The following is a 16,501-nucleotide window of genomic DNA, read 5'->3' as shown; positions in this document are numbered from 1 at the left end:
GATCCAGGGCGTTTGCGCAGGCCTTCATCAAAAAGCGTAGCGCGCGGCGGCCAAGGGCTCGGTCATTAAAGAAATCAGTAGTGTTTTGGAGGGGGCGAGAATGAGTACAATCGCGGTTAAATCAGATGTCGCCGGAACGGTCTGGCAGATCCATGTCGGCGTGGGCGATGTCGTTGAAGAAGATCAGATACTCATCGTCATGGAATCCATGAAAATGGAAATTCCATTGATGGCGGTCGAGCCGGGGCGCGTTGTCAGCGTTCTAGTTGCCGAGGGCGACGTGGTGAAAGACGGCCAGGATGTCTTGCTTATGGAGTGCGATTGAAGTCTATGTCAATGAATGCAGGTTCGGCGTCGGCCGCCAAGGGCGGTAGTGCAATAGGTATCATGCGTGCGGGTCGCCAGCGCGTCCTGACGATGCCGGAGCAGATTGCCGAAAGCATTACGCTTGCGATTCTGCGAGGTGAATACGGGCCGGGCGATTCGGTGCGTGAACAGGAACTGGCCGACCACTTCCAGGTCAGCCGCGGTCCGATTCGCGAGGCCCTGCGCATTCTCGAGAAGGTCGGCGTGGTGACCATCGTGCCGCAGCGCGGCGCGCATGTGACCTCATTGAGCAGGCAAGAGATCGACAATCTGTTCGAGATCCGCGCGGTTCTGGCCGGTTTGCTGGCCAAATACCTGGTCGATCTGGATGGGTCGATCGTCAATCAAATGGACGCCATCGTTACCCGGCTCGAACTGATTGCCTCGCAAGCGGATGCCCTGGACGAGTATGCCCAAGGCAGTTATCGCCTGAGCACCCTGCTGTTCCAGTCCTGCGGCAACAAGCAGCTGGCAGAACTGATGGGGGCGCTAGGTATCCAGACCGCACGCTACACGCGGTTGGGCTTGCGTTCAGCGGAGCGTCGCCAGGCTTCCGCCAACCATTGGCGCCAACTGGTCGAAGCGCTCAAGCAAAACAGCAGTTCGGTTGCCGCGAACATGATGGTCGAGCTGATCAACGCTTCCCATCAAGCCGCATTGAATCACCTGGAATAATCCACACGGGGGCACAACACTCCCGAGTGCTGTGTCAGGTTGTCGACAATAAGACAAAAAATCATGACAAAAAAACGCACCGCAGGACTCATGCTCAGTTGGGCAGCCAAGCAACACCGGGGCCGCACCGCCCTGATCTTCGGCGAGAACGGCCTGACCTATGACCAGGTCGAGACGGGCAGCAACCGTCTTGCCCATGCCTTGATTGCCCTTGGGCTGCAGGTTGGGGAGCGCGTCGCCGTGCTGCTCAACAACTCGCCCGAGGCGATCGAGAGCGTTTTCGCGGTCGAGAAGGCCGGCCTGGTTTACGTGGCGCTCAATGCCCGGCACACCCTGGCCGAGCAGATCGCGATCCTCGACGACGCCGGCGCCAGCCTGCTGGTGGTGGGGCCTGAATTTCGCGAGATCGGCGAAGGCGTGCGTGATCGCGTCGCCGGTTTGCGCCAGGTGATAGCGCTCGATTGGCAGGCACCGCAGGTACTGGATTACCGCCAGTTGCTCGCCTCGATGCCAGCGCAGGCGCCGAATGTCCAGGTGTCTCCCGATGCCTTGCTGCGCATTGCCTATACCTCGGGCACCACCGGCAAGCCCAAGGGCGTCACCTACACGGTCAAGCGCTGGTATGAACGCCTGACCAACCATTTCTACGCCATGGAATACAGCCTGGGCGTGGAGGATGCGATGTTGCATGTCGGTCCCTTGACCCATGCCGCCGGCGTGCATCTGTTGCCCTGCTACTTGCGCGGGGCGCGCAATGTGATTCTCGAGAAGTTCGAGCCACTGGACACGCTGCAACAGATCCAGCGGCACCGGATCACGCAGATGATGTGCGTGCCGACCATGCTCACCCGGTTGCTCGACGCCCTCGACAGCGGCGCCGAAGCGGATCACTCGTCGCTCAAGTGCATCCATTACGGGACGGCACCGACCTCGGTCGACCTGATCCATCGCGCCATCGCACGCTTCGGCCCGGTGATGCGCCAGCAGTATGGAATGACCGAGGCGGTCCAGCCGCTGGCGGTGCTGTATCCGCACGAACACGCCGAAGACGGCGTGCTGCGCTCCTGCGGCAAACCGACGGCCAATGTGCAGATCAGCGTGCGCGATATTCACGGCGCAGAACTGGCGGTGGGCGAGATTGGCGAGATCGCCATCGCTACCGACGGCATCGGCGAAGTGGCTTTCTGGCGCAGGCCGGATCTTGAAGCCGAAGCCATTCGAGATGGCTGGTACTACTCCGGTGATCTCGGTTACCTCGATGCCCAGGGCTTTCTTTATATCGTCGGGCGTAACAAGGACATGATCATTTCCGGTGGCTTCAACGTGTATGCGCGGGAAGTCGAGGATGCCCTGGAAAGCCATCCGCATGTACTCGAGGTGGCGGTCCTGGGCCTGCCCGACCCGGAGTGGGGCGAGCGTATCGCCGCCTTTGTGGTGCGGCGCGAAGGCGCCACGCTCGACAGCGAGACCCTGGGCAGCCATTGCGCGGCCCTGATCGCCGGCTACAAGAAGCCGCGCCTGATCGAATTCGTCGAGGCCCTGCCGCGCAACAACGCCGGCAAGGTGGTGAAGAACATTCTGCGCGATGACTATCTCGCGCGCATGCAGAGGACATCATCATGAGCACGCCTGTTGCCCCTGAATGGTCGCTGGAACTTGCGGACATCCGCGCTCGCCGTGAAATCGCCTACGCATTGGGTGGCCCCGAAGCGGTGGAGAAACACCACGCCCAAGGCAAACTCACGGCCCGTGAGCGCATCGGGCATCTGCTCGATGGCGAAAGCTTCGAGGAGTTCGGCATTCTTGCAGGTGCCGTGAAGTACACCCCGGAAGGCAAGATGGCCTCGGCCACGCCGAGCACGGCAGTGGTGGGTGTGGGTCAGATCGATCGGCGGCGCACCGTGGTAGCGGCCGATGATTTCACCATTCGTGGCGGTTCGTCGGAGGCGGCGGTCGCTGAAAAGTGGATCTATGCCGATCGCTACGCCTGGGAATACAAGTTGCCGATCATCCGCATGATCGACAGCGCCGGCGGCAGTGTGAAGCTGCTCGACAAGCTCGGTCACACCAAGATCCCGGGCTATGCCCTGTTGCCGATCACCAACCTGCTGGGCGCGGTGCCGGTGGTTGGCATTGCCCACGGCGCCTGTGCCGGCCTGGGTGCGCTGCGGGTTGCCGCCTCGCACTTGTCGATCATGGTGCGTGGCCAGAGCCAGGTATTCGCGGCCGGCCCGCCGGTGGTGAAGCAGGCGTTCGGCATCGATATCGACAAGAATGACCTGGGCGGTTACGACCAGGTGCATCGTCACAGCGGCATGATCAACCTGGCCGCCAACAGCGATGCCGAGGCGCTGGACCTGGCCAAGCGTTTCCTGTCCTACCTGCCGGGCAATGTCTGGGAGCAACCGCCGCGTGTGGCCTCGGCCGACGCGCCCGGTCGCCGTGACGCCTGGCTCAACGACGCCATTCCCCATGACCGGCGCAAGATCTTCAACCCGCACAAGATCCTCAAGTCGCTGGTCGACAAGGACAGTCTGTTCGAGATGTCGCCGGATTTCGGTGCGTCGACCATCACCGCGTTCGCCCGCCTCAACGGCTATTCGGTGGGGATCATCTGCAACAACCCGCGCGTCGGCGGCGGTGCGCTGACCCGGGCGGCGGCGCTCAAGCAGACCCGCTTCATCGATCTGTGCGACACCTTTCACCTGCCGCTGATCTACCTGGTGGACCAGCCGGGCGTCATGACCGGTCAGGAGGCGGAAATGCAGGGCACGCTGATTGCGGCCATGCAGGCCGTGCATGCGATCGAACAGGCGAGCGTGCCGGTGATCACCATTGTCCTGCGCCGCTGCGTCGGGCTCGCCGGTGCCATGGTCAGTCCCTGGCATGGCCCGACGGGCACCGCGTTGCCGCACCGGTTTGCCTGGCCTTCGGCGCAGTGGGGTTCGATTCCGATCGAGGGTGGTGTCGCCGCTGCCTACAAGCAGGAAATCGCTGCAGCGGATGATCCGCTGGTGCGGCGCAAGGAACTGGAGGCCCATTACCAGGCCCTGGCGTCACCGCTGCGCACGGCCGAGCGCTTTGGCGTGATCGACATCATCGAGCCGGACAGTACCCGTCCGCTGCTGTGCAACTGGGTGGGTGACGCGTATCGCATCACCGCGCTTTCCCTTGGGCCGAAGCGGCGGACCATGCGCTAGTCCCCCTGGGACGGGTGGCATCGCGCCTTACCTTCATAAAAACAACTCAAAGGTACTGACGAATGTTCTGGAAAAAGAGTCCCTGTGCCGTCCTTGCGACGCTGATGGTGATCCACCTGTTGGCCCAGGTGGACCGCAATATCCTGCTGGGTTTTGCTCCGCAGATCACCGGTGAGCTGGCGATCAACAATGCGCAGTACGGTTTTCTGGTCGGCGCGGTGTGGGTGCTGAGTTATGGCGTGATGGCGGTGTTTCTCGGCGCCCTGGCCGATCGTCACAGTCGGCCACGGGTGATCGGCGCGGGCATGCTCGTCTGGAGCGTCTGTACGGTGGCCTCCGGTTACGTCCAGAACTTCGAACAAATGGTCGCGGCACGTTTTCTGGTGGCCACCGGAGAGGCTGCGCTGGTGCCCGCCGCCACGGCCCTGTTGATGGAGCTGTTCTCGGAAAAGCGCCGGGGCACCGCGGTGGGACTGTTTTACCTCGGCATTCCGTTGGGCATTGGCTGCAGCTTTCTGCTGGCGGGCACGCTCGGCGCTGCCCACGGTTGGCGCACCACGTTCCATTTCCTCGGCATCGCCGGGGTGATCATTGGCTTGCCGTTGATGCTGATGAGCGACAAACGCAGCCATTGCACGGTGCAGGAGCGGGGCGAACCCCTCGCCGCACAGATGGCCGCCGTGTTCAGTGAACTGCGCAGCAACCGCGTCGTGCGCTACACCGTGACCGGGTTCGTGCTGGCCCACCTGGCCTATCCGGGCATTTCATTCGCGCAACTGTGGATGACCCGGGAGAGGGGACTGGACCCGGCCTCGATTGCCATGACCCTGGGCGCGATGCAAATCGTATTCGGCTCGTTGGGCGCCTTGGCCGGCGGCATTCTGAGCGACCGCCTGGCCCCTCGTTTCAAGGGCGGCCACGGCAGTGTGCTGGCGTTGCTGATGTTGGTGTGCGCGCCGTTCATGATCGCTTATCGCCTGGTACCGGTGGATTCACCGCTGTTCTACGTGGGAATGGCGGTCGGCATCTTCATGCTGATGTCGCTCTACGGTTCTGCGACCACTGCCATTCAGGGCGCGGTCCCGGTGCGCATGCGTTCGACGGTCATGGGTTTTTCGATGCTGCTGCTGAACCTGTTTTCGGTAGCACTGGGCACCTTCGTTGTCGGCTGGATCAGCGACGCCTTGACGGCTGCCGGAGCGGACTCGCCGCTGACCCATGTGTTGTTGGTCAGCGACATTCTCGCCCTGGTACTGGGTGGGGTTTTCTTTTATGTGGCGGCGCGTATCAAGCGTGGAAGCGCGTGTGCGATGCCGACAATGGGTATCAAGGTTTAGCTTATGGCCAGGTCCGCGGTCCTTCAATTGCAGTCGGTCACCAGCCTGTATCTGCCGGGTGTGCTGGCGAGCATCGTGGTCGCCATTGCCGCGCGCTTCCTGGCTGACCAGTATCACGCGCCGGTGATGCTGTTGGCACTCTTGCTCGGCATGGCCATGAACTTTCTGGCGGCGGGGCCGAGCAGAGCCGGTATCGACTTCAGCGCCCGGGAAATCCTGCGCGTGGGCGTGGCCTTGCTGGGCTTGCGTATCTCGCTGGAGCAGATCGTGGCGCTGGGCTGGCATCCGGTGCTGATCGTGGTCGTGTCGGTGGTGGTCACCATCGTGGTGTCGATGCTGGCGGCGCGTGCCCTGGGCTTCAATGCACTGTTCGGCCTGTTGTCCGGCGGCGCCACCGCGATCTGCGGCGCGTCGGCGGCACTGGCCCTGGCGGCGGCGTTGCCGGGCCACCAGGCCAAGGAACGGGCGACACTGTTCACGGTCATTGGCGTGTCCAGCCTGTCGACCCTGGCGATGATCGTCTATCCGCTGATTGCCCGGGCACTGGACCTGGACCCGCTGCAAGCCGGGGTGTTTCTCGGCGCCACCATCCATGACGTCGCCCAGGTGGTCGGTGCCGGGTACAGCATGTCCCATGACATCGGCGATACCGCCACGGTGGTCAAGTTGATGCGTATCGCCATGCTGCTGCCGGTGATTGTCTGCGCGGTGTTGATCACCCGCGTCCAGGGCGGGCAGGGCACGGGTGAGCGGCCACCGTTGTTGCCCTGGTTCGCCGTGGCATTCGTGGTGCTGGCGACGGTGACCAGCCTGGGTTGGTTGCCACCGGTGGTGCAGGGCCTGGGCAATCAATTGTCCAGCTGGTGCCTGGTCGTGGCCATCAGTGCGCTGGGGATGAAAATCCAGTTGAAGGAACTGGCCACGGTGGGGTTCAAACCCATCCTGTTGATGGTCGGTGAAACGGTGTTCTTGCTGGGGTTGGTGTTGATGATGATACGACTCTGAAGTTGAGTCTGGTCGTTCAATAACGCGGATGTACTGACACCGGCGCTATTGACTGGATCTCGTTGAATGAATTGAACGCTCCCCTGACGGGGTTATGAGTGGTGGGCACTGTCACGCCCGAATTTTGAATAGCCAGGTGTATTTCCATGAACGCAAAACAACAACAAAAACCACAGAGACAACCGATGCGGGTAATCAAGACTCATGGTGCTGGCGTGTTCGAGCCAACGCTGCTGGCCTCGGCGCTGTTCATCGCCATGTTGCCGGCGGCACAGGCTTTTGAATTGAACACCGGCAGCGAAGACTGGACCGTGCGCTTCGATAACACCTTGAAGTTCAACTACGCCCAGCGGGTCGAAAGTGCTAACAGCAAGTTGGCCAATTCATGGAACAACAACGACGGCAACCGCAACTTCTCCTCGGGCAGTGCGGTGTCCCAGCGCCTGGACGTGCTGTCCGAACTGGACGTGACGTACCAGAAGAAAGCCGGTTTTCGCGTCAGCGCCAACAGCTGGTACGACCATGCCTACGACAATGTCGGCAGTGACAACGCGGCGACCAACCAGCTCAACGATGGCCGGCCGGATTCGCGACACGTCAGCGGTTATGTCGATCGTTACTACAACGGTCCATCGGCCGAGATCCTCGATGCCTTCGTCTTCGGCAGCACAGAAATCGGCGAAGACTCGATCCTCAGCGCCAAGCTCGGCAAGCACACCCAGTACTGGGGCGAAAGCGTCCTGGCCTTTGCCCATGGCAACAGCTACGGCCAGTCTGGCCTGGACATTACCAAGGCGCTGGCGGTGCCCGGCACCGAAGCCAAGGAACTGTTCATCCCGCGCAATCAGTTGTCAGTCAGCTTCACGGTCAACCCGGAACTGACCCTCGGCGCGCAGTACTTCCTCGATTGGGACGCTTCGCGCCTGCCGGAGTCCGGTACCTACCTGGGCTTCAACGACGGCATCCAGAACGGCGGGCACAACCTGTCGCTGATCGGTGGGCAGAATCCGTTCTTTGGAGCCCCAGGCGCGATCGGTGCCAACCAGTTCCTGCGCCTGAGCAATGGCCATACCTTCGAACCGGACAAGCGCGGCGACTTCGGCCTGATGGCCAAGTGGAGCCCGGAATGGCTCGACGGCACGCTCGGCATCTACTACCGCAACACGTCCGACATCCTGCCCAACCTGGTGCTGCAGCCGACCGCTGTCGGCCCGGCCCAACTGATCTCCGGCAACATCGGCAGCTACAACCAGTTCTACGTCGACGACATCGATATCTATGGCATCAGCCTGTCGAAAAGCGTCGGCGACGTCAGCGTCGGCTTCGACCTCAACTACCGGGAAAACATGCCCCTGGCCAGCGTCGCCGGTACCGTCAGCCCGGCCGCGGCAGCTGCCGGCCGGCCAGGCTTCATTGGCGGCTTCGATGGCGAAGACGGCGTGGCCCGCGGCAACACCGTGCATGCGGTGCTCAACGGCCTGACCACATTTGGCGACACACCGCTGTGGGACAGTTCTTCATTGCTGGTCGAGCTCGGCTACAGCCGCTGGCTGAAGGTGACCGACAACAAGCAGCTGTTCAAGGGCGAGGACTGGTACCGCGGCACCGACAAGGTGACCAAGGACAACTACATCATTGGGGTCAACTTCAACCCGACCTGGTACCAGGTCTTCCCGGGCATCGATATGTACCTGCCGATGACCTACAACGTCGGCCTCAACGGCAATTCCGCCGTCCAGTTGGGGGGCAACGAAGATTCCGGCAGCTACTCGGTCGGCGTCGGCTTCGACGTGCACAACCAATATCGCTTCGACCTGAAATACGTGGACAACTTCGGTCCATTCGACACTTGCAGTTCGCCAGGCAGCGCTGGCAGCCAGGGAGACGGCGCTGCGCCGGGTGCCAACGGGCAGTACAACTGCACGCCCGGGCAAACCACCGCCTTTGGCGGTACACCGGCTCAGCTCAAGGATCGCGGCATGGTAACGGCCACCTTCAAGACAACTTTCTGATTCGCGATTGCTTAAAAGCAATCAGGAGAACGACACCATGAAATGCATGCACAATCTGTTAACCGCCTCCGTCGCGCTGGCCTTCGCCGGCCTGGTCCAGGCCGCCGTGCCCGCCGCCGACGCGAGCAAGCTGGGCAGCAACCTCACCGCCGTGGGCGCCGAAAAAGCCGGCAACGCCGACGGCTCCATTCCGGCCTATACCGGCGGCCTGACGACCGCGCCAGCAGGTTTCAAATCGGGCGATACCCTGCGTCCCGACCCTTACGCCAGCGAGAAGCCGCTGCTGGTGATCGATGGCAAGAATGTCGCGCAGTACAAAAACCAGCTGACGGCCGTCACGGTCGAACTGGCCACGCGTTTTCCGAGCTTCCGCGTCGAGGTCTATCCGACTCATCGCAGCGTGGCCCTGCCTAAGAGCGTACTGGACAACACCTTGAAGAACGCCACCGGCGCCAAGTCCCTGGAGGGTGGCAACGCCATCGAGAACGTCCTGCCGGGTGTGCCTTTCCCGATTCCGCAGTCAGGTGCCGAAGCCATGTGGAACCACCTGCTGCGCTATCAGGGGGTGGCGTATTCGACCAAGTATGATTCCTGGAACGTCGATGCCTCAGGCGCGCAAATCCTTGCCACCAGCGGCGAGATCGTCAACTCGTTTCCGATCTTCGAAGACCCGGGCAAGGTCATCGATGGCAAGGACACCTACTTCCAGACCCGTCTGTTCTACACAGGTCCCGCGCGCCGGGCGGGGGAGGCGATCATGCTCAAGGACGCCGCCAACCCGCTCGCCCAGGCACGTCGTGCCTGGCAGTACCTGCCGGGGCAACGCCGGGTGAAGCTGGCGCCGACCCTGGCCTATGACACACCGAACCCGGGCACGGCAGGCTCGGGCACCTATGACGACGTGTATGTCTTCAACGGTGCGCTGGATCGCTATGACTGGAAACTGGTGGGCAAGCAGGAAATGATCGTGCCGTACAACACCTACGCGCTGAGCTACATCAAGGACCCGAAAGCCTTGACCACACCCAACCACCTGGCGCCGCAATTCGTGCGTTGGGAGAAGCATCGTGTGTGGGTGGTGGAAGGCACGCTCAAGGCCGGTGCCCGTCACGTCTATGCCAAGCGTCGCTTCTATCTGGACGAGGACAGCTGGGTGGCTCTGGCCTCCGATCAATACGATGCGCGCGGCCAACTGTACCGTGGCTCTTTCAGCTTCCTCTCGCAAAGCTACGACGTGACCACCCCCAACACTACGCCACACGTGATCTATGACCTGGTGGGCGGGACCTACAACATCAACGGTTTGTCGGGCGCCTACGGCGGCATCAAGTACATCGCACCCCTCACCAAGGCGCAGTGGTCACCGGACGCACTGGCCGGTAACGGTATTCGCTAAGCGCGTTACACCAGCAGGCCGACTGCACCCCGTGTGCAGCACGGCCCGGTTTTGCCAGGAGGACGCACTATGGGTTCATTGAACAAGCGCAGGTTGCAGGCGCTGGTGATGCTGTTGGCGCTGTGGCAGACGGGTGCCCAGGCGAGTGCCTACGTCGATGTGCTGGACCTGCCCGCCAGGCTCAGTGCCTTGGCGGTCCGCAGTCCCATGCTCGACGTTGCGAATGCGGGGCCGCGCCTGGTCGCCGTTGGCCAGCGCGGCCATATTCTTTATTCCGACGACGCCGGCAAGCAATGGTCGCAGGCCAGCGTTCCGGTCAGCAGCGACCTGAATGCCGTTTACTTTTCTTCCCGGGAACAAGGCTGGGCCGTGGGCAACGATGGCGTCATCCTGCACAGCAGTGACGCTGGCGTGACCTGGAAAAAGCAACTGGACGGTCGTGAGATCGGCGCATTGCTGGTCAAGCATTACTCGAAGCTGGCCGGTGCCGAGCCGGCCAACGAACAGTGGCCGCTGCTGGTCGCTGAAGGTCAGCGGCTGGAGGAAGAGGGCGCCGACAAACCCTTGCTCGACGTCTGGTTCGCCGACGACAAGCTCGGTTACGCGGTCGGCGTGTTCAACCTGATCCTGCGTACCGAGGATGGCGGCCAAAGCTGGACGCCTTTTCAGGATCGCACCGACAACCCGCAGAACTTCCATTTGAACGCGATCAACTCGACCGGCGATGCCTTGTACATCGCGGGAGAGCAGGGGTTGCTGCTCAAGTGGGATAGCTCGCAGCAGCGTTTCGCTGCGTTGCAAACGCCGTATCAAGGCAGCTTTTTCGGCGTGGTCGGCAAGCCTGGCGAAGTGGTGGTCTACGGCCTGCGCGGCAACGTATTGCGCAGCACCGACGGCGGGTTGAGCTGGACCCCGTTGGAAAGCGGATTGCAAGTGAGCATCACCGCCGCCGCCGTCGATGCTCAAGGTCACTACCGGTTTTTCACCCAGGCCGGTCACATGTTGCTGGCCAAGGACGACAGCGTCCGCTTGCAGTGGGTGGCGCAGCAATCCCCGTCCCCGGTGGCTGGCGCGACAGCGGTTGGCGAGGGTGCGCTGGTCGTGGTCGGCAGCCGTGGTGCCCGCACGCTTCTCGAAGAACAAGAGCCAGAACAATAGAGCGAGTACTCACACATGGCCCCTACCAAGCAAGACAACATGCCGGTGATCCGCGATCTGCGCGACTTCGATCGACGCTCCGGCAATCTGCTCGAACGGCTGGTGTTCAACCATCGCCCGCTGTTCATGCTGCTGATGGCGCTGGCCACCGTGGTCCTGGGCTACATGGCCGCGACCCGCCTGGAACTGCGCCCCAGCTTCGAAAAAATGATCCCGCAGAGCCAGCCGTACATCCAGAATTTCCTCGAGAACCGCGCTTCGCTGCGCGGCCTGGGCAACTCGGTGCGGGTGGTGGTGGAAAACACCCAGGGCGATATCTTCGACCCGAACTACCTGACGGTCCTCAAGCAGGTCAACGACGAGCTGTTTCTCACCGAAGGCGTTGATCGCGCCTGGATGAAATCGCTGTGGACGCCTGCGGTGCGCTGGACCGAAGTCACCGAGGAAGGCTTCCAGGGTGGCCCGGTGATGCCCGATACCTATGAGGGCAAACCCGAGCAGATCGAACAGCTGCGCCAGAACATCGGGCGTGCCGGCATCGTCGGCAGTCTGGTGGCCAGCGACTACAAGTCGAGCATGTTGGTCGTGCCGCTGCTGGACAAGGCCTCGGCCACCGGCCAGGGCATCAACTACCACGCGTTTTCGCAGATGCTCGAAGAGCGGCTGCGCGACAAGATCGAGTTCGCCGGGGACAGCGCGGCGCGTAAGGCCGGTGCTGAGGGCAAGGGCCCGTACAAGGTCCGGGTGATCGGTTTCGCCAAGTTGATGGGCGACCTGATCGATGGCCTGATCCAGGTGATGATGTTCTTCGGCCTGGCCGTGTTCACTTCGTTGATCATTATCTACGCCTATACCCGTTGCGTGCGCAGTACCTTGCTGGTGGTCGGCTGCTCGCTGATCGCGGTGGTCTGGCAACTGGGCATCGTCGCCTGGCTGGGTTATGCCATCGACCCGTATTCGGTGCTGGTGCCATTCCTGATCTTCGCCATCGGCGTGTCCCACGCGGCGCAGAAAATGAACGGCATCATGCAGGACATTGCCCGTGGCACGCATAAGCTGATCGCCGCGCGCTATACGTTTCGCCGTCTGTTTATTGCCGGGGTCACCGCGTTGCTGGCCGATGCGGTGGGCTTCGCCGTGCTGATGCTGATCGACATTCCGGTGATCCAGGACTTGGCGATCACTGCCAGCATCGGTGTGGCGGTGCTGATTTTTACTTCCTTGCTGCTGATGCCGGTGGCGCTGTCCTATATCGGCGTCGGGCGCAAGGCCGCGGAGCGCGCGCTGAAAATCGACACCCGTGCCGCCGAACATCGTGGCTTCGGCAAGTTGTGGGACCTGCTCGACCGTTTCACCACGCGCAAGTGGGCCACCGGCACGGTGCTGGTCGCCGTGTTGCTGGGCATCGGCGGTTTCGTGGTCAGCCTGCAACTGAAAATCGGCGACCTCGACAGCGGGGCACCGGAACTGCGGGCCGACTCGCGCTACAACCGCGACAACGCCTACATCACCCAGCATTACGCGCTGTCGAGCGACCTGTTCGCGGTGATGATCAAGACTCCGGCGGAAGGCTGCCTGAACTACCAGACCCTGATCCTCGCCGACCGCCTGGCCTGGGAGCTGCAACAGTCTCCGGGCGTGCAGGCGACCGCTTCGCTGGTCAACGCGGTACGGCAGATCACCGCCGGTACCTTTGAGGGCAACCCCAAGCTCAACAGCATCCAGCGCAACCAGAACGTGCTGAACTATGCTGCGCAACAGGCCTCGGTCAATGCCCCGGAGCTGTTCAACACCGACTGCTCGCTGATGCCGGTGATCGCTTTTCTCAAGGACCACAAGGCCGAGACCCTGGACGCCGTGGTGGCGATTGCCGACAAGTTCGCCAGGGAAAACAGCAGCGACGATCGCCAGTTCCTGTTGGCCGCCGGCAACGCCGGGATCGAAGCCGCCACCAACATCGTGGTGCGCGAGGCCAATCGCACCATGCTGCTCTATGTTTATCTGGCGGTGACGCTGTTCTGCCTGATCACCTTCCGCAGTTGGCGCGCCACGCTGGTGGCGCTGTTGCCGCTGGTGCTGACGTCGATCCTCTGCGAAGCGCTGATGGTGGTCATGGGCATCGGCGTGAAGGTCGCGACCTTGCCGGTGATCGCCCTGGGCGTGGGGATCGGTGTGGACTACGCCTTGTACCTGCTCAGCGTTCAGCTGCAGTATCAACGCCAGGGCCTGTCGCTGTCCCAGGCCTATCGCCAGGCCGTGGCCTTCACTGGGCGGGTGGTCGGGCTGGTCGGTATCACCCTGGCGGCCGGCGTGGTGTGCTGGGTCTGGTCGCCTATCAAGTTCCAGGCCGACATGGGCATCCTGCTGACCTTCATGTTCCTGTGGAACATGCTCGGCGCGCTGATCCTGATTCCGGCGCTGTCGTACTTCCTGCTGCGCAAACAACGGAGTGGAGGAGCGCTTGAAGTCGCTGATCGCGAGGCGGTCGTTGCCCCGGGCAAGCGTGTGGAACTCGCCGCCAGTTCCCTGCGTCGATAGGCGCTGGACCATCGCATCCAGGCGGGCAGCAATGCGCCGTCTGGATGCGAACAGGGATCTACCCGATCAGCCCTGGCAGAAGCGGATCCGGTTGCCGAAAGGATCGTAGACTTCAAGCACTTGCCCCCAACCCTGCTGGACAATCTCCGGACGCCCGTAGCCGTAGCGCTTGGCGAGCAACTCGTCGCGCAGCTGTTCGATATTGTTCATTGGCACAAACACTGTCGAACCCGGGCTGGCGTCGCCATGATGTTCGGACAGGTGCAGTTGCAGACCGTTGCGGCTGATGCCCAGGTACAGCGGCAGGTCGGCTTCGAAGCGGTGTTCGAATTCGACGCTGAAACCGAGGAAATCGAGATAGAACTCACGGGCCTTGGCTTCGTCGAACATGCGCAATATGGGAATGGGCTTGTCGAAGGTCACGGTGGAAGCGGGCGGGGTGTCGGCCGGGGAAAGCATCGCGGATGCGGTGTTCCAGTCCTTGTAGCCCAGTTGTTGCGCGACCAGTTCCAGCGCGGTGGAGTGAGACAGGCTCTGGTTGCGCTCCTCCAGCGAGGCGCGCAACTGTTTGGCCATTTGCTTGGCTTGCTCGATTGAAAACATCGTTGCTCCTTTAGCCGAGATCCTTGGGTGCCCGCGTTGCCAAACCTCGACCGTCAAGAGATACGACAGGGTTCGTATGAGGAAGCGATGCTTTCACCTTTCCCATCGGGAGCGAGCGGCGGGCAGCATCGGCCCGGTGGCGATAGTACATAGCCGCTCCCGTGACGGGAAGACCTGCGCCTGTGTATCGCTGTGTATCCAGGCCCGTCGTACGCAGGTTGGCTTACAAATGCCCCTGCAACCGGATACATCCGGGATACACGGTTACCGTCAAATGGCCCTGCCTCAGCGAGAAAGCAAACGCGCCTCGCACCACGGCTTATCGCACGACCTTAGCGGCTTGGCCGCACACAGTATCCGGAGAATCACCATGTCCCGTATGTCGAACAAATCTCGTATTGGCCTGATCGCTGTTGCACTGGCCGGCAGCCTCAACCTCGCATCCACCGCCTTTGCCGCAGACGCGTTGCCCCAAGGCTACCAACTGGCCGCGGCGGAAAAGACCAGTGAAGGAAAGTGTGGCGAAGGCAAGTGTGGCGCAGATGAAGCCGGCGCCAAAGTGACCAAGGCCGGCGAAGGCAAGTGCGGTGAAGGCAAATGCGGCGATGCTTCGTTCGCCCGTACCGACACCGACCACGACGGCCGCGTTTCGCTCAAGGAACTGCTGACCGTAGCCCCGCAGGGCGGCGAAGAGTTCAAGGCCATGGACACCAACAACGACGGTTTCCTCTCCGAAGGCGAGGTCTACAAATTCCGCACCAACCAGTTCACCTCCAATGGCAAGAAAGTGCCTACCGAGCTGTTCACCCAGATGGGCAAGGCGAAGAGCTGATAACGCGATTCGGCGGTAAAAAATCACCTCCCTTGGGTTTTTCCCTGGGGAGGTATTTTTTTTCGATTACCAGGCCCAACGCGTCCAGGCAGCCGACCCATCTCTTGCGGTTGTACCCGATCAAACTGTAGGAGCGAGCTTGCTCGCGAAAAACGTCCGGTCAACGCAATCACCCAGACAGCGCGCGTCATCGTTGACGTCCATCGCTGGCAAGCCAGCTCCTGCAGGGGAGACGCGTTCGCTTGGGATCATGCGTACGGCTCTCAGTCAAAGGCGCTCCGATAGGCAAACAGCCCAGGCATCCCGCCGGTCATCACAAACAGCAGATTGCTGCCCGCCGGGTAATCGCCCCGGCGTACGGCGGCGAGCAGGCCGGCGAAGGCCTTGCCGCCGTAGACGGGGTCGGTGAGCAAGCCTTCCTGGGATGCGAGCAGGCGCAGCGCTTCGAGCATCGCTTCGGTCGGCGCGCCGTAGGCGTCGCCGCGTTGGCTGCCATCCACACGAATCGAGGTGTCGGCCAGTGTTGAGGACGGGGCAAGCAGCTGTAGAACCTGACGGGTTTTTTCCAGGGTCGTGGTCGTGGCCTGTTCCTCGGTCGCCAGGACCGAGTAGCCGAGGATGTGCGACGAAGCGCCCGCCAGGGTGACACCGGCCAGCAGCCCTGAGTGGGTGCCAGCACTGCCATTGGGCACGATGATCTGCTCGAAATGCACACCCAGCGCATCCGCCTGGCGCAGGATTTCCGAAGCGCAGGCGGCATACCCCAGGCTGCCCCGGGGGCTGGACCCGCCTAGGGGCATCACGAAGGGCTTTTTACCTTGCCCCTTGAGCGTGTCGACCAACTCGGCCGCATAGGTATCAGGCACGACTCCCCGCGCCAGCCGATGAATCTTCGCGCCAAACAGTGCGTCCAGCAGCACATTGCCGTTGTGGCAGAAGTCATCGTCGCTGCGCACGGCCGAGGGGGTCAGGATCAGCTCGCAGGCGAGGCCGTGACGGGCCGCCGCGGCTGCGGTCAGGCGCGCATGATTGGATTGAAAACCGCCCCAGGTTACCAGCGTGTCGGCGCCTTCGGCCAAGGCTTCGCCGAGCAGGAATTCCAGTTTGCGCAGCTTGTTGCCGCCGCCGCCGAGACCGGTCAGGTCATCGCGCTTGACGTAGAGATTGCAGCCATTGAGATCGGGCAAGCCGCTCAATCGGGACAGTTTCTGGATCGGGGTCGGGCCTTCAAGCAGGGCCACCCGTGGGTAGGCGGCCAGCGCGGTATCAAGAAGATTCAAGTCGTGGGGCATGAAGGATCGCTCATGGAGTAAAGGAAGCTCGGTGGGCTGAACGCCATCTGCCACTCTAGAAAGCCGTGGATTGAAGATATACCGCTG

13 protein-coding genes are annotated in these 16,501 nt (G+C 62.2%); 11 read left to right on the top strand and 2 right to left on the bottom strand.

Annotated elements, in window-relative coordinates:
• The first annotated feature begins 100 nt into the window (after positions 1-100).
• The 10 genes from DKB71_RS19990 (at position 101) to DKB71_RS19945 (ending at position 13,687) form a co-directional block, all read left to right on the top strand.
• Positions 101-325, top strand: coding sequence for an acetyl-CoA carboxylase biotin carboxyl carrier protein subunit (locus DKB71_RS19990; protein ID WP_274077626.1), 225 nt, complete (start codon positions 101-103; stop codon positions 323-325).
• 5 nt (positions 326-330) lie between these two features.
• Positions 331-1,041, top strand: a complete 711-nt coding sequence (locus tag DKB71_RS19985) for a GntR family transcriptional regulator (RefSeq protein ID WP_274077627.1) — start codon at positions 331-333, stop codon at positions 1,039-1,041.
• A 63-nt stretch (positions 1,042-1,104) separates the two neighbouring features.
• The gene (locus DKB71_RS19980; protein WP_408596890.1) at positions 1,105-2,664 is read left to right on the top strand and encodes a class I adenylate-forming enzyme family protein; all 1,560 of its coding nucleotides are present in this window, start codon (positions 1,105-1,107) and stop codon (positions 2,662-2,664) included.
• Positions 2,661-4,241: an acyl-CoA carboxylase subunit beta gene (locus DKB71_RS19975; RefSeq protein ID WP_408596888.1), complete on the top strand. Its 1,581-nt coding sequence runs from the start codon at positions 2,661-2,663 to the stop codon at positions 4,239-4,241. The genes DKB71_RS19980 and DKB71_RS19975 overlap by 4 nt, the downstream gene beginning before the upstream one ends.
• A 62-nt stretch (positions 4,242-4,303) precedes the next feature.
• On the top strand, positions 4,304-5,578 hold the full coding sequence (locus DKB71_RS19970) for a spinster family MFS transporter (protein WP_408596886.1): 1,275 nt from the start codon (positions 4,304-4,306) through the stop codon (positions 5,576-5,578).
• 3 nt (positions 5,579-5,581) lie between these two features.
• Positions 5,582-6,583, top strand: coding sequence for a YeiH family protein (locus DKB71_RS19965; RefSeq protein WP_274077631.1), 1,002 nt, complete (start codon positions 5,582-5,584; stop codon positions 6,581-6,583).
• Between the two features lie 185 nt (positions 6,584-6,768).
• Positions 6,769-8,595 (top strand): DUF1302 domain-containing protein, encoded by a 1,827-nt coding sequence (locus DKB71_RS19960; protein WP_408601137.1) that lies wholly within the window; start codon positions 6,769-6,771, stop codon positions 8,593-8,595.
• A gap of 37 nt (positions 8,596-8,632) precedes the next feature.
• Positions 8,633-9,991, top strand: a complete 1,359-nt coding sequence (locus tag DKB71_RS19955) for a DUF1329 domain-containing protein (RefSeq protein ID WP_274077632.1) — start codon at positions 8,633-8,635, stop codon at positions 9,989-9,991.
• Positions 9,992-10,060: 69 nt separating this feature from the next.
• On the top strand, positions 10,061-11,149 hold the full coding sequence (locus DKB71_RS19950) for a WD40/YVTN/BNR-like repeat-containing protein (protein WP_408596883.1): 1,089 nt from the start codon (positions 10,061-10,063) through the stop codon (positions 11,147-11,149).
• Positions 11,150-11,164: 15 nt separating this feature from the next.
• Positions 11,165-13,687 (top strand): efflux RND transporter permease subunit, encoded by a 2,523-nt coding sequence (locus tag DKB71_RS19945; protein WP_408596881.1) that lies wholly within the window; start codon positions 11,165-11,167, stop codon positions 13,685-13,687.
• Between the two features lie 66 nt (positions 13,688-13,753).
• On the opposite strand, the gene DKB71_RS19940 is transcribed toward DKB71_RS19945, so the two are convergent.
• Positions 13,754-14,290: a glyoxalase superfamily protein gene (locus DKB71_RS19940; RefSeq protein WP_408596879.1), complete on the bottom strand. Its 537-nt coding sequence runs from the start codon at positions 14,288-14,290 to the stop codon at positions 13,754-13,756.
• A gap of 370 nt (positions 14,291-14,660) precedes the next feature.
• On the opposite strand from DKB71_RS19940, the gene DKB71_RS19935 reads away from it, so the two are divergent.
• Entirely contained in the window at positions 14,661-15,122 is a 462-nt protein-coding gene (locus DKB71_RS19935) for a hypothetical protein (protein ID WP_408596877.1), read from the top strand.
• A gap of 263 nt (positions 15,123-15,385) precedes the next feature.
• Here the strand turns inward: DKB71_RS19935 and DKB71_RS19930 are convergent, their stop codons facing one another.
• The gene (locus tag DKB71_RS19930; RefSeq protein WP_408596875.1) at positions 15,386-16,414 is read right to left on the bottom strand and encodes a D-cysteine desulfhydrase family protein; all 1,029 of its coding nucleotides are present in this window, start codon (positions 16,412-16,414) and stop codon (positions 15,386-15,388) included.
• Between the last annotated feature and the right edge of the window lie 87 nt (positions 16,415-16,501).

Source organism: Pseudomonas sp. PLMAX, from assembly GCF_046042685.1.
Taxonomy (GTDB): Bacteria; Pseudomonadota; Gammaproteobacteria; order Pseudomonadales; family Pseudomonadaceae; genus Aquipseudomonas; species Aquipseudomonas putida_AE.
This window is presented reverse-complemented; position numbering and strand designations above follow the sequence as displayed.